We start from the raw sequence: 22,475 nt of genomic DNA, 5'->3' as shown, positions 1-22,475 counted from the left end.
TCGGGTTGCGCTAAACCATTGTCATCCCTCACAGGAGCCCTGCCCCATGAAAGCCGCCGTCATCACCTTTCCCGGATCGAATTGCGACCGCGACCTTGCCGTCGCGCTTGAGCAGGCCGGGGCCGATGTGACACGGGTCTGGCACAAGGATGACGCGCTTCCATCTGGCACCGATCTGATCGCGGTTCCCGGCGGGTTTTCCTATGGCGATTACCTGCGCTGCGGCGCGATTGCCGCGCATTCCCCCATCGCGCGAAGCCTGCGCGAACATGCCGGCAAGGGCGGCTATGTGCTGGGGATATGCAACGGTTTCCAGGTGCTGACCGAGTTGGGCCTGCTGCCCGGTGCGCTGATGCGCAACCAGGGGCTGACCTTTCTTTGCAAACCGACTGCGCTGCACGTCGCCACGGCCGACAGCGCCTTTACCTCGGGCTATTCGTCGGGCCAGAACATTACAATTCCCGTCGCCCATCACGACGGCAATTACCAGATCGACGCCGATGAATTGGCTCAGTTGCGTGACGAGAACCGGATTGCCTTCACCTATGCGCCCGGAATCAACGGATCGGTCGCGGATATTGCCGGGGTCCTGTCAGCCAATCGCCGGGTTCTGGGCATGATGCCCCATCCCGAACGCGCTGCCGATGCGGCATTGGGGGGCTCGGATGGAAAGCCCCTGTTCAATGGGCTGGTCGAAGCGCTGGCTTACGCTTGACTTGAGCGTCGCCCGATCTGCCCCTAGATTGCGCAAGTTGCGCAAACATGGCGGAAGTACGGTCCGTGACCGAGAAAGATGACATCGCAACGGCCAAGCCGAACAGGCCGCAGCGGGGCTTCCCGCCAGCGACCAGTCCCTGGTGGCCGCGCAGTGCGATCGCAGTCATTGTCCTGACGGCCGTCGCCTCGATCTGGGCCACCAATGCCTGGCTGACGGAACGGTTCTCTGAAAACACCGAAGTGCGGGCCGAGTTGCGACTGGCGCTCTATACAGGCAACCTGATCTCCGAATTGCAACGGACGGCGGTCGTTCCGCAACTGCTCGCCCGTGATCCGGAACTGATCGGATCACTGAACAGCAACGATTTTTCAGGCACCTCGGCCCGCCTGATCGCCGCACAGAAAGAGATCGGCGCAGTCTCGATCCGGCTCCTCGACGCGTCGGGCCGGACCGTAGGTTCGACCGACCGCTATCAGATCGGCACCAACAACTCGCTCACCCCGTATTATGTAGAGGCACTGCGTTCGCGCGATACTGTTTTCACGGTCTCGAATGAAGGTGGCGGAGCCTATGAATTCACCTATTCGCGGGCCGTCGTCACCGAAAACAAGACCATGGGTGTCATCGTCGTCGCGGCCGATCTGACACGGCTCGAACAATCCTGGGCCGGCATTTCGGATGCGGTGGCCGTCACGGACAGTTCGGGCGACATCATCCTGTCGACGGAGCCGCGCTGGCGGGGACTCACCATGCCCGAGGCATTATCGGTGCGCTCCGCTCCTTCGGCAATCCAGCGGGCGTTCCAGGTTACCACCGACTGGACGACCGCCCCTGCCGACGCCTATGTCAAAGGTCGCGCGGTGATGCGGACCGAAAGCCGGATTCCGTTTCGCGGCTGGAAGATGATCGGCTTCACCACCTATTCCTCGATCCGCGAACGCGTGAACGCGGTTCTGGCGCTCGAGATCATGGGTTTCGCGATCCTGCTGGCGGCCAGCTTCTATATCCTGTCACGCCGGGCGCGGATGCAGTCAGTGGCTTATATGCGGGAATCGGCGGATCTGCGGGCGCTGAATGCTCGCCTGACCCGTGAAATCGCCGAACGCGAACGCGTGCAGAAAGAGCTGCGGGTGGCCGAGCAAACCGTCCAGCAAAGCTCGAAGCTGGCGGCGCTTGGCGAAATGTCGGCGGGGGTGAGCCACGAACTCAATCAACCTCTGGCGGCGATGAAAACCTACCTGGCCGGTGCGCGGCTATTGCTGCAGCGCGGACGCCCTGAAGAGGCGCTGTCCAGCTTCCAGCGCATCAACGACCTGATCGACCGCATGGGTACGATCACACGGCAGCTCAAATCCTACGCCCGCAAGGGCGGGGAAGCTGTCGAGCCGGTCGATTTGCGAGAGGCCGTCAGCACTGCCTTGACGATGATGGAACCGCAATTGCGCGAGCGCCCGGTCCAGGTGCGCCGCAACCTGCCCCGCGACAAGGTTATGGTCATGGCCGACAGGATCCGTCTCGAGCAGGTCATCATCAATCTGCTGCGCAATGCCGTCGATGCAGTCAAGGACCGGCGCGAGGGACGAATCGATATCGAGGTGAGCCAAGGCGCTCACGCCTATGTGTCCGTCAGCGACAACGGTCCGGGTGTCGCTGACCTGGAAAAACTGTTTGAACCGTTCTGGACAACAAAGAAGCCCGGAGAGGGTACTGGACTGGGTCTGGCGATTTCTTCGTCGATCGTGGCGGATTTCGGAGGTCGTCTGACCGCCCATAATGAAACCGAAGGTGGTGGAGCGGTGTTTCAGGTTGAGTTGCCCTTACTTCGGCCCGAAGAGGAGCCGGACAAGGCGCTTGCTGCCGAATAAGATACAAGAGAGGATGCCTGATGTCCCGCAAACTGAAGATTGCGATTGTTGACGACGAGCCCGACATGCGGGAGTCGATCAGCCAGTGGTTGGTTTTGTCGGGTTTCGAGACCGAATCCTTCGCCAGTGCAGAGGATGCCCTCAAGATCGTCGGACCGGAATGGCCGGGAATTATCGTCTCGGATATCCGCATGCCTGGAATGGACGGTATCGCGTTCCTCAAGCGCCTGATGAGCATGGATTCAGCCTTGCCGGTCATCCTGATCACCGGTCACGGCGATGTGCCCATGGCGGTCGAGGCGATGCGCTTGGGTGCCATGGACTTCATGGAAAAGCCCTTCAACCCCGACAGGATGACCGCCCTGGCCAAGAAAGCCACGCAAGCCCGGCGCATGACGCTGGACAATCGCGCGCTGCGCCGCGATCTCTCCGACGGCCAACAGGTCATGTCCAAGCTGATCGGTTCCAGCCCGGTGATGGAACGCCTGCGCGAGGATATCCTCGATCTGGGGCAGGCGGACGGCCATGTGCTGATCGACGGAGAAACCGGCACGGGCAAGACTCTGGTTGCCCATGCGCTGCATGCCGTGGGACCGCGCGCGACGAAGAAATTCGTACCCATCTCCTGCGCCGCATATAATGACGAGGCCCTGACCGCACGGCTGTTCGGACCGGTGGATGACGGGCTTCCCTCGGTCGAGGAAGCGCGTGGCGGCACCTTGTGCCTCGAAGATGTCGAGGCCCTGTCGGAACCGTTGCAGGCGCGGCTGCTGGCTTTCATCAGCGATCAGGGCCCTCCCGCCGAGACCCGCATCATCGCCATCTCGAACGCCCGGGGTGAAGGGCGCAAGGCCGAGGATTCACTGCGCCCCGACCTGTTCTATCGCCTTTCGGCGCTGAATATCACCCTGCCGCCGCTGCGCGCCCGTGGTGAGGATATCCTGACGCTTTTCAACCGGATGACGGAACAATTCTCTGACGAATATGGATGCGAGGCCCCGCAGGTCGGCGCACAGGAGGCCGCGCAGCTGTTGCAGGCACCCTGGCCCGGCAATATCCGCCAACTCATCAACGTGGCCGAACGGGCGGTTCTGCAGAACCGGCGCGGCTCGGGCAGCATTGCATCGCTGCTGATGGCGGATGGCGAAGACACTCAGCAGGCCACCACGACCGAAGGCAAGCCGCTCAAGGAATATGTCGAAAGCTTCGAACGCATGCTGATCGACAACACCATGCGCCGTCACAGGGGCAGCATCGCCAATGTCATGGACGAGCTATGCCTGCCGCGCCGGACATTGAACGAGAAAATGGCCAAATACGGCCTGCAGCGCGGCGACTACCTGTAACGGCTTCAGTTGATTGAATGGCCGGGGCTGATCCGCCCCGGCCTGCCCTGGTTTTTCGTCGAAACATCGCCCGGACATGCCTGCAGCACGCGCAGGCGAACGCGTTATGCCTTGGTCGCGTTGACAGGCGGAGTCTTTGTCTCCACCCGCTTCCGGGCCTCGCGCCATGTGATATAGCTGATCGCACCGATCATCAGCCCGCCGCCCAGCATGACCCAGCCATCAAGCGGTTCGTGGAAAATGAACACCCCCAGCATGCTGGCCCAGATGAGCTGCAGGAATGTCACCGGCTGCGTCACCGTCAGAGGCGCGGCCGAGAAGGCGCGGGTCATGGTATAATGCCCCAATGTCGCGAATACCGCGACCAGCCCGAGCCAGCCGATCTGCGCGATGCTCGTCGGCACCCAGACCGCATAGGCCAGCGGCGCCAGGCCGACAGAGACTGTCAGCGACATCATCGCCACAACGACCGCAGGCGGCACCTTGTCGGTCAATTGCTTGGCCAGCAGGTAGGACACGCCGAACGCCACAGCCGCCCCAAGTTGCGACAGATGGCCGGGATCGAGTTCGCGTATCCCCGGTCGCAACACGATCAGCGCACCGAGCAGTGCGACGCAAACCGCAGCAATCCGCCGCGCCGCCAGCTTTTCGCCAAGGAACAGCGCCGCTCCCACCGTGACCATGATCGGATTGAGGAAGCCGATGGCGGTCACTTCTGCCACGGTGATCCGCGACATCGCGTAAAACCAGCCGATCACCGCCACCACATGCAGCACCCCGCGTAACGCGAATAACCGCCAGACAGGCGCGGGAAAGCCTCGACGAATGGCGGGCCAGGTCATCGGCAGAAGAAAGATCGACCCGAAAAGAAAACGGATGAAGGCCGCCTGTGGAGCGGGCAAGGCCCCGTCCAGCCCACGCACGATACCGTTGACAGCCACGAAACACAGACCTGTCACCAGCATCCAGCCGATGCCGATCAGATCCCGGCGCGTATCAAGATCAATTTGCATATGGTGCAATCACACGCTTTCGGGGATGGTTGCAAGGCCTCTCAGCCGATCACCAACCTAAGTGCAATGGCCCACATCACGCAGCCGACGCCCGCCTCCAGCCATTGCCATGCCCGGGGGCGCGCGAACACCGGCGCCAGTAGCCGCGCACCATAGCCCAGGGCAAAGAAGAACAGGAACGACCCGGTGATTGCTCCGGCGGCGAATCCCAAACGGTCTGGCCATTGCGCCGAAACCGCCCCGAGAAGCACCACCGTGTCCAGCCAGACATGGGGGTTGAGCCATGTCAGCGCCGCGATTGCCGCCAAAGTCGTCGCCAATCCGTTGCTGCGCCCCTCGGGCCGCAGGGTCTCCCCTCCGGCAAGCGCCGCCCGGAATGACCGCAACCCGTACCACAGCAGGAAAACGACCCCACCCCACCGCATCGCCTCGATCAACCACGGCAGGCGCGCGCCCGCCACCGCCATGCCGCTGACGCCCACCGCTATCAGGATCGCGTCCGATATCGCGCAAAATAGGCTCACCGCCAGCACATGCTGCCGCATCAGCCCCTGTTTCAGCACGAAAGCGTTCTGGGCTCCGATTGCGAGGATCAACGACAATCCGGTTCCCAGACCTGCGAGGTAAGACATCATGGCAAGCTCCTTCGGACTTGCTCATGCCGATCGACGTAGTTTAAGTAAAATGAATATAACTTACGCTGATAAAGTTTTCCTAATGCTGGACTATCCCGCCCTTCGGGCACTCGCCGAAATAATCCGCCGTGGCTCTTTCGAGGCCGCCGCCCATGCGCTGGCGATCACGCCCTCGGCGATCTCGCAACGCATCCGCGGCCTGGAAGACCGAAGCGGCGCTGTCCTGATCGACCGGGGCCCACCCGTTCGGGGAACCGAGGCCGGATTGCGGCTCGCCGCCCATCTCGATCAGGTGCGGCTATTGGAAAGCACGCTCACGGGTGGATTCCATCCCGCACAGCCGCCCGTCATCCGCATTGCCATGAATGCCGACAGCCTCGCCACCTGGGCGATGACGCCGCTGACCGCAGCCCCGGGGCTGATCGATCTGGTCATCGACGATCAGGATCACGCGCTGGATTTGCTGCGAAACGGTCAGGTGGCGGCCGCGCTGACCAGCGATAGCCGCCCGATCACCGGCTGCGACAGCATCCCGCTCGGCCGCATGCGCTATCGCGCCACGGCCACCCCGGAATTCGCTGAGCGTCATTTCCCCGATGGCCCCGACGCGGGCAGCCTCTCTTGCGCTCCGGCGCTCAATTTCAACAGCAAGGATGGCCTGCAGGACCGCTGGATCAGGCAAATGACCGGCCGCCGCATCGCCCAGCCCCTTCAGCGCATCCCGTCATCGCAGGCTTTCGCCGAAGCGACCCGGCTTGGCCTTGGCTGGGGCATGAATCCCGAAGCGATGATTGCCGAGGACCTCACTATGGGCCGCCTGATCGATCTCGCCCCGGAACGGCCACTGGATGTCCCGCTTTACTGGCAGATCGCCCGCATCTCGACCGACGCCCTCGAGCCGCTCACCCGGGCGATCAGAGAGGCAGCACGAATATCCCTGCGTTTCTGATTCCATCCTGTCGAGGAGCGAGGCGGCAGGCACACCGGCGGCGGTGAAGCCGTTAGATCCCGTGATGTTCTGTCATCGTCACGCTACCATCGGCAATGTCCAGTCTTCCTGTGCCTGACCGACCTGCAATCGAATTACCTGCATTCGCCCATGATGCAGCGGCGCCAACCTCGCCATGGTTGCCGCCTGAAATTAATTCAGCTGTGCAGCTAGACTTGGGTGCAAGAAGCGGGCAATGTCACATTCCATTCACGCACCCGTGATATTGAAGACTTTCATCAAGGAGAATGACAATGACGAAGAATTGCCAGACTCTAGGTGTCTCCGCGCCCCAAGGCATCTGCAAACCCAAGCTCGACGACGAGGCGCAACGGCACGTCGAAGGAAAGCGGGACTGACTTAACAATTCGCCCGCCGTTACCAAAAGGGCAGGACGCGGTGCAGCTTCACAGTGCTCCGCGTTCTGGTCTCAGGTCCGATACGAACGCTCGTTCTCTATAGTAAACTTACTCACCCTTTGAGTTTACCAGCCAATTCCCGGGTTCATGAACCTCGCGCACCCCTTGGCCAGATTCGCAGGAAGGCCAGTATCACCTTTAGTGCGATTCTATCGGGTTTTGTCGCTGTGTCAGGTGAGGAATACCAGAAAGCGGCGCAGTAGAGGCAACGGTTGAACCAAGCGTAACTTCAACAGCGGACGCAACGGCGAATGCGACTGCTGATTGCCAATATTTACGTTTATAATCAATGATAAATGGCGGAGAGGGTGGGATTCGAACCCACGGAACCCGTGAAGGCTCAACGGTTTTCGAGACCGCCCCGTTCGACCACTCCGGCACCTCTCCGCGCTTGGTGTGGTGAGGCGGGGATTTAGAAGGCTAGGGGTTGAAGCGCAAGGGGGTTTCATAGAAAAAATCCCGCAGGAACCATGAAAGACCCGCCAATGCTGCGATTGATCTGCCTTGCCGTCGGACTTGCTGTCGGCCTGCCCGGTTTGGCCCAGACCACCGAAACGCCTGCTGCGACCGAAGCACAAGACCTCGAGGAGCGCTTGTGGCAAGTACTGCGCCTCGGCGATCTGATGCCGATCATGCGTGACGAGGCGCTGGCCGAAGCCGAGGCCATGCAGGGAAGCCTGTTCGAGCACGGTGGCGATGGCCGCTGGATCGATATCGTTGCGCGCATCCATGAGACAGGACGGCTCGAAGGGCTTTTCCGCCAAGGGCTGCAAGAAGCGGTGACGGAAGAATCTCCGGCACTGATCGACGAGGCACTGGCCTTCTACGAAACCTCGCTTGGACAAAGCCTGGTCGGATTGGAAACTTCTGCGCGGCAGGTGATGCTCGACAAAGATGCCGAAGCCGAGGCGAAGGCTCGTTTTGCCAAGGCGGCCAGTCACGGCTTCCCGCGTGTCGAGCAGATCGGGCGGCTAATCGACGAGGCCGATCTGGTCGGGCCGAATGTCGCCGGCGGCATGAATGCCGCACTGGCCTTTTCCCGCGGCTTCGACGAAGGCGGGGGCTATCTGACGCCGATGACGGATGCACAGATGTTGTCAGATGCTTGGGCTCAGGAGCCGCTGATCCGGGCCGAGACGCTCGGCTGGATGGAGGCCTATCTGTTTCTCGCCTATTCACCACTCAACGAAGCCGAACTCGAACGCTATATCGAATTTTCGGCCTCCCCGGCCGGCCGGACCCTGGCACAGGTTCTGTTTGCCGGCTTCGACGAGCTGTTCGCGCAGACTTCACATGATATGGGGCTTGCCGCAGCCGGTCAGATCGAAGGACGCAAATTGTGAGTGACGAAATCCTGTTGGTGGGTCCGCTGGCGCATCCTGCGCTATGCGATGTCCTTGGCGTGTCCGGTACAAGGGCAATAATTTCGGGGCAACTGTTTGGCGGTTCACGTGCTGGCATCGAGGCCGGGGACTGGCCGCAACTTGTCGAGGGGCGCGAGCCGCTGGAAGCGTTGCGGGTGGCGATGACACCGGAACTTCAACGCTATGCCGCGGTGATGGATCTGCCGATGATCGCACATGAGGGCGGCACGTTGCTCGGAGTTCAACCGCGGCCCGATGAAGCCGGGGCGGAATGGTCGGTTTCCGGCTGGTTACCCGAACTCGCCACCGCCATCGCCCGGATCATTCTTGATGAGGCAAGCGACCGCCCCCCGGAACAGGTCGCGCGCCGCCTACCCATGATCGGCATCTGGGCGGACAGCCAGTTGCGGGCGGCCTCGGCCCCGGTCTCGGGCGGCGATGTGGTCGCGCCCCGCGACGCCTCGGACATCCGGCTTCATGCGCGGCGCCAGACCTATGCGGGCTATTTCGCAGTCGACGAATGGCGGCTGTCGCATCGCACCCATGCGGGCGGTTTCACTCCCGAGATCAAGCGCGAAGGCTTTGTCGCGGGCGATGCCGTGGCCATCCTGCCCTGGGATCCCATCCGCGACCGCGTGCTGGTGATTGAACAGTTCCGCCTGGTTCCGGCCATGCGCCGTGATCCGCAACCCTGGCTGCTCGAGCCTATTGCCGGACGAGTCGATGCGGGGGAAACCGTCGAGGAAGCCGCAAGGCGCGAGGCGCTGGAGGAGGCCGATCTGCGCCTGACCCGGCTGATCCCCGCGATTCATCATTATCCAAGCCCCGGCGCGCTTGCCGAGTTCCTGTATCAGTTCCTCGCCATCGCCGATCTGCCGGATGGCAGTGCGGGCGTGCACGGGCTGGATGGCGAGGCAGAGGATATTCGTGGCCATCTGCTGGAACGCGGCAAGTTGACCAGCATGGTGCTGGCCGGACAAATCACCAACGGCCCGCTGGCAATGTTGACCCTGTGGCTGGAAGGCCAGGCCGCAACCATCCGGAAAGAACTGGTGCCGGTTTGATGCGCCCCGCCTGTCGCGGCGGGGTTGCCCCGGATGGCTCGCCATGTGTAGGTATTCGAGATGCTCCAATCACCCGCAAGAAGGCCGGACCCCATGCGAATCTTCTCTGATCTGTCCGATGCGATCGGCAACACGCCCCTGATCCGGCTGAACCGGGCCAGCGAGGAAACCGGCTGCGAGATACTTGGCAAGGCCGAGTTCATGAATCCGGGCCAGTCGGTCAAGGACCGTGCCGCGCTGTTCATCATCCGCGACGCCATTGCCCGCGGCGAGTTGAGCCCCGGCGGCACCATCGTCGAGGGCACTGCGGGCAATACCGGCATCGGGCTGGCGCTGGTCGGGGCCTCGATGGGCTTTCGCTCGGTCATCGTGATCCCCGAGACGCAAAGCCAGGAAAAGAAGGACATGCTGCGGCTGGCCGGCGCCACGCTGGTCGAGGTGCCGGCGGCACCCTACAAGAACCCGAACAATTACGTCCGCTATTCCGGACGCCTGGCCGAGGAACTGGCAAAGACCGAACCGAATGGCGCGATCTGGGCCAACCAGTTCGACAATGTGGCCAACCGGCAGGCCCATGTCGAAACCACCGGCCCCGAGATCTGGGAACAGACGGGGGGCAAGGTGGATGGTTTCACCTGCGCCGTGGGCTCGGGCGGGACATTGGCCGGGGTGGCGCTGGCGCTGCAACCAAAGGGCGTCAAGATCGGGCTGGCCGATCCCGAGGGGGCGGCGCTGCACGCCTTCTATACCACCGGTGAGTTCGACAGCCCTGGCAGTTCGATCACCGAAGGCATAGGGCAAGGCCGCATCACCGCCAACCTGGAAGGCTTCACCCCCGATTTCAGCTGGCGTGTTCCGGACAGCGAAGCCCTGCCGATCGTGTTCGACCTGCTCGAATATGAAGGGCTGTGCCTTGGCGGCTCCACCGGCATCAATGTCGCGGGGGCGATCCGCATGGCACGCGAGATGGGACCGGGACATACCATCGTCACTGCCCTGTGCGATTACGGCAACCGCTACCAGACCAAGCTGTTCAACCCGGATTTCCTGCGTGCCAAGGGACTGCCCGTGCCCGGTTGGATGACGCGGGAAACTCCCGACCTGCCTGAAGTATTCGAGGACTGATACCGTATGCTACGCGCGTCCCTGGCCGTCCTGCTGACTGTTCTGCTCGTCATCGCCCAACCTCTTGCCGCGCAGGAGGACAATGGAATCGACTATCAGGCCTGGGAGAATGTCGCCTCGCAGGCCGAGACGCTGAATGCCAATGCCGAGGCCACCAATGACGAACTTTCCGAGATGCGCGGCAGGATCGTCGAATGGCGCGGAAGGCTGCAAAAGGCCCAGAACGCCAATAGCGGAGAGATCGCGACCGTCAGGGATCAGATCGAGGCCATCGGCCCCGCTCCCGCCGAGGGCGAGACCGAGGACGAAGAGATCGCCAGCCGCCGGGCCGAGCTGAACAAGAAACTGTCGACCCTGCAAGCCCCTCGCCTGCAGGCCGTGGAGGCTTTCAGCCGCGCGGATTCCATCATCAAACGTATCGACGAGATCGCGGCCGAGCGTCAGGCAACGGTTCTAGCGCAGCTTTCACCGTCGCCGCTCATGCCGTCAAGCTGGCCCCACGCCCTCACGGATGGGGCAAAGCTGGTCGCCGGGATCGCGGAAGAGGCCGGAGAGCGAAGCACCGACAAGGGGATCTGGTCGAAGATGCGGCCCTATTTTCCTCATGTCGCAGGTTACCTTGTTGCCGCGATCCTGTTGCTCACGATTGGGCGGCGTTGGGTGAACGGACTGCCTTCCCGCCTGTCGGCCCATGCGTCGGAATATTCGCGGGCGGTCGTCGCCTTTGCCGTATCGCTCGGGCAGATCGCATTGCCCGTCGCGGGGCTGTTCCTGCTGGTCAGCGCCATCAAGGCCAGCGGATTGCCGGGAGAATGGACCCAACCCTTCTGGGACGCGCTGCCAATCGCCGGCCTGATCCTGTTCAGTGGCCACTGGCTGTCCAGGCAACTTTTCCCGGCGCATATGGTCGCCTATGAAACCCTGCGCATGGAGCAGAAGGCCCAAGGTTCCGCGCGGCGAATGACGAATGCGCTGGCGGCACTTTTCGCGATCCATCACCTGCTGTCCAGCGCCGTCCTGCCCCTGTCAGGCATCTATGAACGTGTCGGCGACAAGCCGAACCGCGTGCCGCTGGAATTCTCTGACGCCGCGATCTCGGTCTGGCATTTCGTCCTGATCGCGCTCACCAGCCTGGCGCTGTTCCGATTGGGTAACGCGTTACGAAAACTGAACCGGGACGGGATCGAGCCGGGACAGGGCTCGCGCTATCGCATTCTCTCCGTCATGGGCAGGTTCTCCCGGCTCGTGGCGGTGGTGACCGTGGCGCTTGGCGCAATGGGCTTCGTCAATCTTGCGAATGGCCTGCTCTGGCCATGGCTCCTGACCCTCGCGCTTTTCTGCCTGCTGATCCTGCTCAAGGATTTCGCCGCCGATGTTTTCAGCATGCTCAAGCGCGGGGAAGAGGGCGCGCGCGAAGGCTTGACCCCGATGCTGATCGGCTTCGGCCTCATCATTCTTGCCCTCCCGCTCTTCCTAGTGATCTGGGGCGCACGGGGTGCCGAGCTTGCGGAGCTCTGGACCAATTTCCAGCAAGGCGTGAGTTTCGGAGGAATCAACCTCTCGCCCGGCACCGTGGTGACATTGCTGGTCGTTTTCACCATCGGTTACATGGCCACCCGTGGCTTGCAGGGAACATTCCGCAACACCATTCTGCCCAAGACCAAGCTGGATGCAGGCGGGCAAAATGCCGTCGTGTCGGGCCTGGGCTATGTCGGCATCTTCCTTGCCGCGTTGCTGGCGATCACCTCGGCCGGGATCGATCTCAGCTCGCTCGCCATCGTCGCCGGCGCCCTCTCCGTCGGGATCGGTTTCGGTCTCCAGAACATCGTGTCGAATTTCGTCTCGGGCATCATCCTGCTGATCGAGCGTCCGATCAGCGTCGGCGACTGGATCCAAGCCGGGGGCCAGCAGGGCATCGTGCAGCGCATCTCGGTCCGCTCCACCCAGGTCGAGACGTTCGACAAGACCGAGGTGATCGTTCCGAACAGCGACCTGATCAGCCAACCGGTCATCAACTGGACCCGCAACAACCAGACCGGGCGGATCATCATCCCGGTCGGCGTGGCCTATGGCAGCGACACCCGCAGGGTTCAGCAAATCCTGCAAGAGATCATCGAGGACCAGCCGCTCGTCACCATCGATCCGGCCCCCTTCGTGCTGTTCCGCGGCTTCGGTGCCGACAGTCTTGAATTCGAGGTTCGCGCGATCCTGTCCGATGTCGGCGCGGGGCTGGGCGTCACGTCCGAGGTCTGTCACCAGATTGCCGAGAGGTTCGCCGCTGAAGGTCTCGAGATTCCATTCGCACAGCGCGATATCTGGCTGCGCAATCCCGAAGCGCTGCAAGGCGAGGCCGCCAAGACACCCCAACCTGCGCCCCCTGCCCCGCAACCATCGAAAGGCGAGACACGGCTACCGGATCCGCGCCTTGCCTTTGACGAGGCCGAAGACGGCGATGGGCTTCCGGATACAGGCAGCGACGCGGGCGGCATGGATGGAGACCGCTGATCCCCGCGTCGCTTCTTCATCATGCAATTATCCTGCGGAGGAGTCGTCGTGGCAATGACGACGGTGAACGCAAAGCCCCCGGCAAGGCGGGACATCGTGGACAATCATTTCCAACCTGATCATGACCGGCTCCGGGGAAGGATGCCATCATGATGAAGCTGCTTCTCGCCCCTGTACTGATCTTCGCCACCATCCTGCTCGCCGGGCTTTACGGCGCTTGCCACAACCAGATCTCCTATACAGTCTCGCCCGGTTATTTCCACGAATTCAAGTTCATCCAGTTCGGCATTCAGCCCGAACTGCAAAACCGGCTCGGTGCCGCGATTGTCGGCTGGCAGGCCTCGTGGTGGATGGGGCTGGTCATCGGCCTGCCGATCTATCTGCTATGCCTTGCCATTCGAGGAACGAAGGCTTTCGTCCGGGTCTTTCTGCTCGCTGCATTGGTGGTCGTCGCGATAACATTGCTGACCGGGCTCGGCGCCTTGTTCGCCGGGCATCTTGCGATCCATGACGACCAACTGCCCGGCTGGATGGCAGCGCGGGACGTCACCGATCCGGTCGCCTTCGCGCGGGCGGGGCTGATGCATGATTTCAGCTATCTGGGCGGTCTGATCGGGCTCGCCGCTGGCGCGTTCATAGCCATCAGGAAAGCCCTGCGATCGCGCAGGAACCTTCCGCGGGAATCCGGGCATCGCCTCGAATGGTGACAGTTCACGCGCCGTCGAACTCGCACAAGGCGTGAACCGGCATGTCCATCTCTTCCAGTCGTTTGCGTCCGCCCAGTTCCGGCAGGTCGATCACGAAGGCGCAGCCGATCACCTCTGCGCCAAGACGGCGGCAAAGCTTGATCCCGGCCTCGGCGGTGCCACCGGTGGCCAGCAGATCGTCCACGATCAGCACCCGCTCGCCCGCCCGCAGCGCATCGTCATGGACCTCCATCACCGCCTCGCCATATTCAAGCTGATAGGCCTCGGAGATCACCGCTCCGGGCAGCTTGCCCTTCTTGCGGATCGGGACGAAACCGGTCGAAAGCTGATGCGCGACGGCGCCGCCAAGGATGAACCCCCGCGCCTCGAGCCCAACGACCTTGTCAAAGGATAGGCCCGCATAGGGATGCAGAAGCTGGTCGATGGCCATCCGGAAACCCCGCGCATCGGCGAACAGCGTGGTCACATCGCGGAAAACGATTCCCTCATGCGGAAAATCGGCAATGCTGCGGATATAATCCCTGACGGTCTTGCTCATTCGGGGCGTTCCATCTCGAAAAGGTCAGTTACGGCGGTATAATCCTTGTAACCGAGGCGAGCGATCCAGCCCCCCGCAGTACGCGGATCGAAGCGCCCCTCGACAATGCAATCGTCACGGATATGCACCCCCGTCACCACGCCGAAAACGGCGAAATTCGCCTTTCCCGCCAATGGCAGGACCCGTGTCATGCGGCATTCCAGAGCCGCCGCGGCCCCGGCCACGCGGGAACAATCGATGCCTTCGCATTCGGCGGCCTCGATTCCGGCGGTTTCGAATTCGTTGCGGCCTGCTGGCAGCGGGGCGGAACTGGCATTCACCTGGTCGCGCAGATCCCCGGTGGCAATGTTCACGCAGAACACGCCCGTCTCGATGATCTGCGCCACGCTGTCCTTGGTGCCCTTGCGGTCGGGCTTGGCGCTGGTCGAGGCGAACATCACCTGCGGCGGCACATAGGCGACTGCGTTGAAAAAGGAATAGGGCGCGAGATTGTCGCCCTTCTCGCCACGGGTCGAAATCCAGCCGATAGGACGTGGAGCGACAAGTGCGTTGAAGGGATTATGCGGCAGACCGTGGCCGGCCTCGGGTCGGTAGAACATTGATTTTCGCCTTTGGCTTGACTTGCTGCTCAACCTGCCACCGCTTTTCGACCTGTGCAATGTTCCGCATGCCTTTCTCACGTGCTATGGGCCCGGAAAACGGAGCCGCCATGTTCGAAATCCGCCCCGAGACGCCTGCAGACGAATACGAGATCGAAACGCTTTACGATCTGTGCTTTGCGCCGGGGCGCACGGCATTGTCCTCCTATCGCCTGCGAGAAGGCGTGGATCGGGTTGCGGACCTGTGCCTGCTCTTGCGCGATCCGGGGGGCTTCCTGCAGGCCGCGATCCGCTATTGGCCCGTGCGCGTGGCCGGGCATCGCGCCTTGTTGCTGGGCCCGATCGCCGTTCACCCGACGGCACAGGGCGAAGGGCTGGGCGGGTTCCTGATGCATGACAGCCTGGAGCGGGCCCGCGAGATGGGCTGGGCGCGGGTGCTGCTGGTGGGCGATGCACCCTATTATTCGCGCTTCGGGTTCGCTCGCCTGGACGGGGTCGAGATGCCGCCGCCCACCAACCCGGACCGGGTGCTGGGGTTGGAGTTGCAGGACCGGGCCTGGGCCGGGATCGCGGGAGAGGTCACGCGCGATCCGGGGGCGGAAACCACGTCCGGACTGGCAGACGGGGCCGAGCCTTCCCATATCTATCCGACATGTCACGAAACAGGGCAGCCGAGAGACGGACAGGATGATGACGAAACCGCAGCAGGTGCTGCCTCCGATCAACGATCCGAGCGTTCATGAACAGGTCGATCGGCTGGCGCGGCGTTATGTCGATGCCGGTGGGCTCGGCATGGAAATCCTCAATCTCGTCGGCAACAGCGCCGAGGGGCTAATCGGGCGGCTGCCCGAATTCCTCCGCGCACGGATGGATCGGCTGACCCGTATGGCCCTGATGCGAGCCTTCACCGCGGCCTCGGGGTCGCGGCGCGTGCTGCGCAACCGGGGCGACTGGTTCAACAGGCTGACCAGCACCTTCAGCGGCGCGGCGGGGGGCGCTGGCGGTTTCGCGGGGGCAATGGTGGAGCTGCCGGTCACGGTGACGCTGATCTTGCGGGCCATGTTGGAGATCGCCGAAGAGCATGGGCTCGACCCCGACAGCGAGGATGTGCGGATGGAATGCCTGCGCGTCTTCGCCGCCGCCGGGCCGATGGAAGACGATGACGGCACCGATTTCGGCCTGCTGGCGGTGCGCCTGTCGGTGACCGGACAGACGGTGCAGGGGCTGATCAGCAAGGTGGCGCCGAAGCTGTCCGTTTCATTGGGACAGAAACTGGCCGCGCAGGCCGCTCCGGTCTTTGGCGCCTTTGTCGGCGCCTCGATCAACTACACATTCGCACGCTATTACCAGGAGGTGGCGCGGGTGCATTTCGGGATCATGCGGCTGGCGCAGGAGACCGGACTTCCACAAGAGGCTCTGGTCGAGGCATTGCGGCTTTCGATCGAACGAATCGAGAGCGGGCGGGCGGTGCGCCGGGCTTAAGCGCCTGATTTTGGATATTTATATGAAGAAGAAGGCGTTAAGGCTGATCGGCTTCGAGCGTGAGGGGGGCCGTCGGCGCCTCCAGATCCGCGGTCGAGAGCGCGGCTGACGGGCGGGCGAGGCGCGGGCGGGTGATCCAGTAAAGACGCTCCTGCGCGCGGGTGATGGCGACATAGGTCAGCCGTTTCCACAGCGGGATACCGGCCTCGGTGCGGTTGGACCATGCGGCGGCGCTGATATCGGGTCCGAAGACCTGCACATCGGGCCATTGCGAGCCCTGCGCCTTGTGGATCGTGACCGCCGCACCATGCAGGAAGGCCGCGCCCATGCGGGCGGCGAAGGGGATGAAGGGCTCCTCGGCTTCGGGCATCTCGATCTTGACGATGCTGGCAGCGGACAGGCGCGGATCCTCGGCGCCGATCACATGCAGGCGCGAGAAGCCGGGCTTGCGCCCCGGCCCCAGATAGACGACCTGTGCGCCCTTGATGAGGCCGCGCGCCTCGAGGTCGATGCGTTTCTTGCGGTGCTTCAGCGGCAATTCAAGCCCATCGCAGACCAGCGGCTCTCCCGGCAAAAGCGCGTCTCCGGGAGCGCCGAAGGCGGTGCGGAAAGCATGGATCAGGCGAATGCGGGTGGCGTTGCGCCAGACCAGCACCGGGCTGCGGGCCATTAGGTCGGATTCCACCCGCTCGGCCCAGATCACCCGGGGATCACGGGCGGCGGCCTCGCGGACCATCTGCTCGAAACCCCTGAAATCAAGGCTTTCGTCGGACAGCGCATGCGCCAGGTCGAGGATCGGGCTGTCATCGGCCTGCCGGTGCACCCGACTCAGCATCAGGCGCTGCGATTGGGCGAGACCGTCAAACACCATTTCGCCGGACTGGCCGACCGGGGCAAGCTGGGCCGGATCCCCGAACAGGACCAGAACCGGGAATATCTCGCGCAGATCCTCGAACTGGCGCTCGTCCAGCATGGAGGCCTCGTCGATCAGGCCGATATCCAGCCCGTCCTCGCGCCGTTTCCAGCCCTTGATGAAATCTGATCCGCGCAGACCCGCCGCCGCCAGCGCGCCGGGGATCGAGGCATGCTGGCCGTAGAAGGCCTTGGCGCGGTCCAGCGCGAGATCGGTCAGCCCTTCGACTGTGGGGCGGGTTCCCTCGCCGGTCAGCCATTCGGCGATGTGCTCGTATTCCGGATCGTAGACGGGCGTATAAAGGATGCGGTGGATCGTGGTGGCGGGAACGCCGCGGGTGCGCAGCACGAAGGCGGCCTTGTTGGTGGGCGCGAGGATCGCGACGGTGCGGCGGTCCTTGCGGCGGCGGCCCTCGTAATCGGCACTGACCAGTTCGACACCGGCTTCGCGCAGGGCACGGGTGATCTCCGACAAGAGCAGCGTCTTGCCCGAGCCCGCCTTCCCGATCACCGCCATGACGCGCCCCTTGCCGGGCTGCGGCGGGCGGAGTTCCTCGGCCGTCAGGTCCACCCCGGCGGAAGCGAAGGTTTCGGCCAGCCGGTCCCAGGCATCGGCTTGGTCGGAGGACAGCGAGGGCGTCGTGGTGAGGGTCTGGCCGGTCATGGGCAAGCTGTAGCCTGTGACGGCCGGAAAGCGAAGGGGGATGCAGCGATTGTGCATCCCCCTTTGTTCGACGGTGTCGCCGGCGCGGCCAGCCCCAGTCACCAATTCGCCGGATCAGCCCTTGCGCCCGGCCTCCAGCGCGTCCTCGAAGGTGCGCAAGCCGGTCGTCGGGGCCTGCACCAGCACCGACATGTTACCCGGCTTGTGCTCGTTCCTGTACATCTTCATATGCGCCTGCGGGATCTCGGCCCAGGGGAAAACCTCGGACATGCAGGGATCGAGACGGCGCTCCAGCATCAGCTGATTGGCGGCGCTGGCCTGTTTCAGATGGGCGAAATGGCTGCCCTGCACGCGCTTCTGATGCATCCACAGGTAGCGGACATCGAAGGTGCAGTTGAACCCGGTGGTGCCCGCGCAGATCACCACCATGCCACCCTTCTTGCACACGAAGGTCGAGACCGGGAAGGTCGCTTCGCCCGGATGTTCAAAGACGATATCGACATTCTTGCCCTTGCCGGTGATGTCCCAGATGGCCTTGCCGAACTTGCGGACCTCCTTGAACCAGTCGGCATATTCGGGCGTGTTCACGGTCGGCAGTTGCCCCCAGCAATTGAAATCCTTGCGGTTCAGCACGCCCTTTGCGCCAAGGCTCATGACGAAGTCACGCTTGTCCTCGTCGCTGATCACGCCGATGGCATTGCCGCCCGCCGCGTTGATCAACTGGATCGCATATGAGCCAAGCCCTCCCGAGGCGCCCCAGACCAGCACGTTCATGCCCGGTTTCAGCTCATGCGGTTCATGGCCGAACAGCATCCGGTAGGCGGTGGCCAGCGTCAGCGTGTAGCAGGCCGATTCCTCCCATGTCAGGTGACGCGGGCGGGGCATGAGTTGCTGCGCCTGCACACGGGTGAATTGCGAGAACGACCCGTCCGGCGTCTCGTATCCCCAGATCCGCTGACTGGGCGAATACATCGGGTCGCCGCCATTGCAATGCTCGTCATCGCCATCGTCCTGGTTGCAATGGATCACGACCTCGTCGCCGACCTTCCAGCGCTTGACCTTGTCGCCCACGGCCCAGACGATCCCCGACGCATCCGATCCCGCGATGTGATATTCCGCGCCATGCCCGTCAAAGGGGCTGATCGGCTGGCCCAGCCCGGCCCAGATGCCGTTGTAATTGACGCCGGCCGCCATCACCAGGACCAGCACCTCGTTGCTGTCGATGGCCGGAGTGTCCACGACTTCAAGCTGCATCGCCTGGTCAGGTTCTCCATGGCGTTCGCGGCGAATGGCCCAGGCATGCATCTGCTTGGGCACATGGCCGAGGGGCGGCATCTCGCCGATCTTGTAAAGGTCTTTCTCGGGCGCCTCGTAGGGCGCGATCGGGGCATCAAGGGCCATCTGCATCTCCTTCACCGTGCCGCGGTGCAGAATCACCGGGTTGAGGACTTGTTAAAAGCGATCTAGCAACAATGCAATCCTGCAGGATCAAATTTTGAAATATTATGTCTTCTCCGATCCCCTCGTCAAATCGTGAAAATGCAATCTAGAAAAAGGCTGGTGGATCGCCGCGATCGGCGTATTCCTACAGTCGTTGTTACCGAGTTCCGGGCACAAATCCGGACGTTTAAAGAGGAAATTTGATGTTAAGATATGTAGCGGTCCTGCTCTGCCTGCCGCAATTCGCCCTGGCGAATGATTCCGCGCCGCATTGGTCATATACGGGGCAAATCGGGCCCGACCATTGGGCCGAACTAGACGCACAATACCTGGCCTGCAAACTCGGCAGAAGCCAGTCACCCATCGACCTGGACGAATCGAACGCGGTGGGCGAAGCGCAATTCACCTCCAGCTACAAGCCGCTGCCGATGACGATCTGGAACAACGGTCACACGATCCAGCTGGATGCGACCAATTCAGGGGCCCTGACCGAGGATGGCAAGGATTTTCCCCTGCTCCAGGTGCATTTCCATGACCCGAGCGAACATGCCATCCACGGGAAACATTTCCCGCTAGAGGCGCATTTCGTTCACAAATCGGCCGATGGGCAGCTTTCGGTCCTTGCCATCCTGATCGCGGAAGGCAAAGAGAACCCCGAACTCGCCAAGATCATCAAGCACCTGCCCGCGCATGAGGGTGAACCGCAGAAGATCGACGGGGTCGAATTCGACCCGGCCGCGCTTTTGCCGGAATCGCTGGCAACCTTCCGCTATTCCGGCTCATTGACCACGCCGCCCTGCTCCGAAGGCGTGGCATGGCATGTCCTGAGCACCCCGGTCACCGCCTCGGCCGATCAGATCGCGGCACTGGCCGAAGTCATGGGTGAGAACAACCGCCCCGTGCAGGACGTCAACAACCGGCTGGTCATCCATCCCAAGCAATAAGGCGCAAATGTGGCGGTGCAACCGCATCGCCACGAATTTCTGCGGCGCGGCGAATTGACGGCGCATGAATGTTTCTGTATCTGAACACAGACAGAAAGATTGTTGCGAGGCACCATCATGGCCGAGAAGGACAAACCCTGGCTGTTCCGCACCTATGCGGGCCATTCCACGGCTGAAAAGTCGAACGCGCTGTACCGGGGCAACCTGGCCAAGGGACAGACGGGCTTGTCGGTGGCTTTCGACCTGCCCACGCAGACCGGCTATGACAGCGATCATGTGCTGGCGCGGGGCGAGGTCGGCAAGGTCGGCGTGCCGGTCTGCCACCTGGGCGACATGCGGACGCTGTTCGACCAGATCCCGTTGGAGCAGATGAATACCTCGATGACCATCAACGCGACGGCGCCCTGGCTGCTGTCGCTCTATATCGCCGTGGCCGAGGAACAGGGGGCAGATGTCGCGAAACTGCAGGGCACGGTGCAGAACGATATCATCAAGGAATATCTCTCGCGCGGGACCTATATCTGCCCGCCCAAGCCCTCGTTGCGGATGATTACCGACGTGGCCGCCTTCACCGCGAAGAGCCTGCCGAAATGGAACCCGATGAATGTCTGCTCCTACCACCTGCAAGAGGCAGGGGCGACGCCGCAGCAGGAACTGGCCTATGCGCTGGCCACCGGGATCGCGGTGCTGGACGACCTGAAGGGCAAGGTTCCCGCCGAAGATTTCCCGGCGATGGCAGGGCGGATCAGCTTTTTCGTGAATGCGGGCATCCGTTTCGTCACCGAGATGTGCAAGATGCGCGCCTTCACCGAACTGTGGGACGAGATCACCGCCACCCGCTACGGCATCGAGGATCCGAAATACCGGCGTTTCCGTTATGGCGTACAGGTGAACAGCCTTGGCCTGACCGAACAGCAGCCGGAAAACAACGTCTACCGCATCCTGCTGGAAATGCTGGCGGTGACCTTGTCGAAAAACGCGCGGGCGCGGGCGGTGCAGCTTCCCGCATGGAACGAGGCGCTCGGCCTGCCCCGGCCATGGGATCAGCAATGGTCGCTGCGGATGCAGCAGATCGTCGCCTATGAGACCGACCTTCTGGAATATGGCGACCTGTTCGACGGCAATCCGGTCATCGCCGCCAAGGTCGAGGAACTCAAGGCGGGCGCACGCGACGAGTTGAAGCTGCTGGACGAGATGGGCGGGGCGATCGCATCCATCGACTATATGAAGTCCCGGCTGGTCGAATCGAATGCCGAGCGGTTCGGCAAGATCGAATCGAACGAAACCGTGGTGGTCGGCGTGAACCGTTGGGAACAGGGGGAGCCCTCACCGCTGACCGCCGGAGAAGGCGGCATCCTTGTCGTCGATCCCGAGGTCGAGCAGGACCAGATCGCCCGCCTGAACGAATGGCGCAAGAACCGCGACGAGGATGCCGCCCGCGCCGCACTGACCGCGCTGCGCGAGGCCGCGCAGAATGGCGACAATATCATGCCTCCTTCCATCGCGGCGGCGAAGGCCGGGGTCACGACCGGCGAATGGGCCGGTGTGATGCGCTCGGTCCATGGCGAGTATCGCGGTCCAACCGGCGTGTCGGCCTCGCCCTCGAACCGGACCGAGGGGCTGGAGGAGATCCGCGAGGCGGTGGATGCGGTCAGCACCCGCTTGGGGCGGCGGCTGAAATTCGTGGTCGGCAAGCCGGGGCTGGACGGACATTCCAACGGCGCCGAACAGATCGCCTTCCGCGCCCGCGATTGCGGCATGGACATCACCTATGAAGGCATTCGCCTGACCCCCGAACAGATCGTGACCCGGGCCCGCGAGGAAGAGGCCCATGTCGTCGGCCTGTCCATCCTGTCGGGCAGCCACATCCCCCTGATCGAGGAACTGGTCGAGCGGATGCGTGATGCCGGGCTGGGCCATATTCCCGTCATCGCCGGCGGCATCATCCCCGAAGAGGATGCGCAGCGCCTGCTCGCCATGGGCGTGGCGCGGGTCTATACGCCCAAGGATTTCCAGCTCAACAGGATCATGATGGATATCGTGGCCTTGGTAGAACCCGGAGCGGCCGCGGCGTGACCTGCCCTGAACAGAGGCAGATGGTTCTGCCTCTGTTACCTGAGTTTGTGCTGTTTTGCGGCCAAACAATG

18 protein-coding genes, 1 tRNA gene and 1 pseudogene are annotated in these 22,475 nt (G+C 62.8%); 13 read left to right on the top strand and 7 right to left on the bottom strand.

All coding sequences use genetic code 11. The features are described 5' to 3' along the window. Positions 1-46 precede the first annotated feature (46 nt). The 3 genes from purQ to JHX88_RS04535 all read left to right on the top strand — a co-directional run bounded on the left by purQ (position 47) and on the right by JHX88_RS04535 (position 3,929). Positions 47-715 (top strand): phosphoribosylformylglycinamidine synthase subunit PurQ, encoded by a 669-nt coding sequence (purQ, locus tag JHX88_RS04545; RefSeq protein ID WP_076525642.1) that lies wholly within the window; start codon positions 47-49, stop codon positions 713-715. Between the two features lie 65 nt (positions 716-780). Next, positions 781-2,583: a sensor histidine kinase gene (locus JHX88_RS04540; RefSeq protein ID WP_419182357.1), complete on the top strand. Its 1,803-nt coding sequence runs from the start codon at positions 781-783 to the stop codon at positions 2,581-2,583. A gap of 20 nt (positions 2,584-2,603) precedes the next feature. Then, positions 2,604-3,929, top strand: a complete 1,326-nt coding sequence (locus JHX88_RS04535; RefSeq protein ID WP_076525640.1) for a sigma-54-dependent transcriptional regulator — start codon at positions 2,604-2,606, stop codon at positions 3,927-3,929. Between the two features lie 104 nt (positions 3,930-4,033). Here JHX88_RS04535 and JHX88_RS04530 read toward each other — a convergent pair whose 3' ends face one another. Together JHX88_RS04530 and JHX88_RS04525 are read right to left on the bottom strand one after the other, a co-directional pair. Continuing rightward, positions 4,034-4,942: a DMT family transporter gene (locus JHX88_RS04530; protein ID WP_272848187.1), complete on the bottom strand. Its 909-nt coding sequence runs from the start codon at positions 4,940-4,942 to the stop codon at positions 4,034-4,036. Between the two features lie 41 nt (positions 4,943-4,983). Continuing rightward, entirely contained in the window at positions 4,984-5,577 is a 594-nt protein-coding gene (locus JHX88_RS04525; protein ID WP_076525638.1) for a LysE/ArgO family amino acid transporter, read from the bottom strand. Positions 5,578-5,659: 82 nt separating this feature from the next. Between JHX88_RS04525 and JHX88_RS04520 the strand changes: the two genes are divergently transcribed. Further along, entirely contained in the window at positions 5,660-6,526 is an 867-nt protein-coding gene (locus tag JHX88_RS04520; protein ID WP_076525636.1) for a LysR family transcriptional regulator ArgP, read from the top strand. A gap of 755 nt (positions 6,527-7,281) precedes the next feature. On the opposite strand, the gene JHX88_RS04515 is transcribed toward JHX88_RS04520, so the two are convergent. Further along, a tRNA-Ser gene (locus JHX88_RS04515) sits at positions 7,282-7,371 on the bottom strand. Positions 7,372-7,454: 83 nt separating this feature from the next. Here JHX88_RS04515 and JHX88_RS04510 point away from each other — a divergent pair. From JHX88_RS04510 to JHX88_RS04490, 5 genes are all read left to right on the top strand, one after another. Beyond that, a complete protein-coding gene (locus JHX88_RS04510) occupies positions 7,455-8,327 on the top strand; it encodes a DUF2059 domain-containing protein (RefSeq protein ID WP_084203092.1) in 873 nt (290 codons plus the stop codon). After that, on the top strand, positions 8,324-9,412 hold the full coding sequence (locus JHX88_RS04505; protein WP_084203090.1) for an NUDIX domain-containing protein: 1,089 nt from the start codon (positions 8,324-8,326) through the stop codon (positions 9,410-9,412). The genes JHX88_RS04510 and JHX88_RS04505 overlap by 4 nt, the downstream gene beginning before the upstream one ends. Before the next feature lie 93 nt (positions 9,413-9,505). Next, complete coding sequence (locus JHX88_RS04500) at positions 9,506-10,537, top strand: cysteine synthase A (protein ID WP_076525632.1); 1,032 nt, start codon at positions 9,506-9,508, stop codon at positions 10,535-10,537. 6 nt (positions 10,538-10,543) lie between these two features. Next, positions 10,544-13,042, top strand: a complete 2,499-nt coding sequence (locus JHX88_RS04495) for a DUF3772 domain-containing protein (protein WP_076525630.1) — start codon at positions 10,544-10,546, stop codon at positions 13,040-13,042. Between the two features lie 149 nt (positions 13,043-13,191). Continuing rightward, positions 13,192-13,749 carry a hypothetical protein gene (locus tag JHX88_RS04490; RefSeq protein WP_084203088.1) on the top strand — a complete coding sequence of 186 codons (558 nt, stop codon included), beginning with the start codon at positions 13,192-13,194 and terminating at the stop codon, positions 13,747-13,749. A 4-nt stretch (positions 13,750-13,753) separates the two neighbouring features. Here JHX88_RS04490 and JHX88_RS04485 read toward each other — a convergent pair whose 3' ends face one another. Together JHX88_RS04485 and JHX88_RS04480 are read right to left on the bottom strand one after the other, a co-directional pair. Further along, positions 13,754-14,287 carry an adenine phosphoribosyltransferase gene (locus JHX88_RS04485; RefSeq protein ID WP_076525628.1) on the bottom strand — a complete coding sequence of 178 codons (534 nt, stop codon included), beginning with the start codon at positions 14,285-14,287 and terminating at the stop codon, positions 13,754-13,756. Further along, positions 14,284-14,886 carry a flavin reductase family protein gene (locus JHX88_RS04480; RefSeq protein ID WP_076525627.1) on the bottom strand — a complete coding sequence of 201 codons (603 nt, stop codon included), beginning with the start codon at positions 14,884-14,886 and terminating at the stop codon, positions 14,284-14,286. The genes JHX88_RS04485 and JHX88_RS04480 overlap by 4 nt, the downstream gene beginning before the upstream one ends. Before the next feature lie 110 nt (positions 14,887-14,996). Here JHX88_RS04480 and JHX88_RS04475 point away from each other — a divergent pair. Together JHX88_RS04475 and JHX88_RS04470 are read left to right on the top strand one after the other, a co-directional pair. Then, a pseudogene (locus JHX88_RS04475) lies at positions 14,997-15,473 on the top strand (GNAT family N-acetyltransferase); the annotation flags it as partial. A gap of 100 nt (positions 15,474-15,573) precedes the next feature. Continuing rightward, on the top strand, positions 15,574-16,368 hold the full coding sequence (locus JHX88_RS04470) for an EcsC family protein (RefSeq protein WP_076525625.1): 795 nt from the start codon (positions 15,574-15,576) through the stop codon (positions 16,366-16,368). 37 nt (positions 16,369-16,405) lie between these two features. On the opposite strand, the gene JHX88_RS04465 is transcribed toward JHX88_RS04470, so the two are convergent. Beyond that, entirely contained in the window at positions 16,406-17,944 is a 1,539-nt protein-coding gene (locus JHX88_RS04465; RefSeq protein ID WP_076525890.1) for an ATP-dependent DNA helicase, read from the bottom strand. 114 nt (positions 17,945-18,058) lie between these two features. Next, positions 18,059-19,345 carry a crotonyl-CoA carboxylase/reductase gene (gene ccrA / locus JHX88_RS04460; RefSeq protein ID WP_076525623.1) on the bottom strand — a complete coding sequence of 429 codons (1,287 nt, stop codon included), beginning with the start codon at positions 19,343-19,345 and terminating at the stop codon, positions 18,059-18,061. 242 nt (positions 19,346-19,587) lie between these two features. On the opposite strand from ccrA, the gene JHX88_RS04455 reads away from it, so the two are divergent. Both JHX88_RS04455 and JHX88_RS04450 read left to right on the top strand, forming a co-directional pair. Then, positions 19,588-20,328 carry a carbonic anhydrase gene (locus JHX88_RS04455; protein WP_076525621.1) on the top strand — a complete coding sequence of 247 codons (741 nt, stop codon included), beginning with the start codon at positions 19,588-19,590 and terminating at the stop codon, positions 20,326-20,328. Positions 20,329-20,445: 117 nt separating this feature from the next. After that, complete coding sequence (locus JHX88_RS04450) at positions 20,446-22,404, top strand: protein meaA (RefSeq protein ID WP_076525619.1); 1,959 nt, start codon at positions 20,446-20,448, stop codon at positions 22,402-22,404. Positions 22,405-22,475 lie beyond the last annotated feature (71 nt).

Origin of the sequence: Paracoccus saliphilus (genome assembly GCF_028553805.1) — a bacterium.
Lineage (GTDB): Bacteria > Pseudomonadota > Alphaproteobacteria > Rhodobacterales > Rhodobacteraceae > Paracoccus > Paracoccus saliphilus.
The sequence above is the reverse complement of the archived record's forward strand: the minus strand, read 5'-3'. Positions and strand labels throughout refer to the sequence as shown.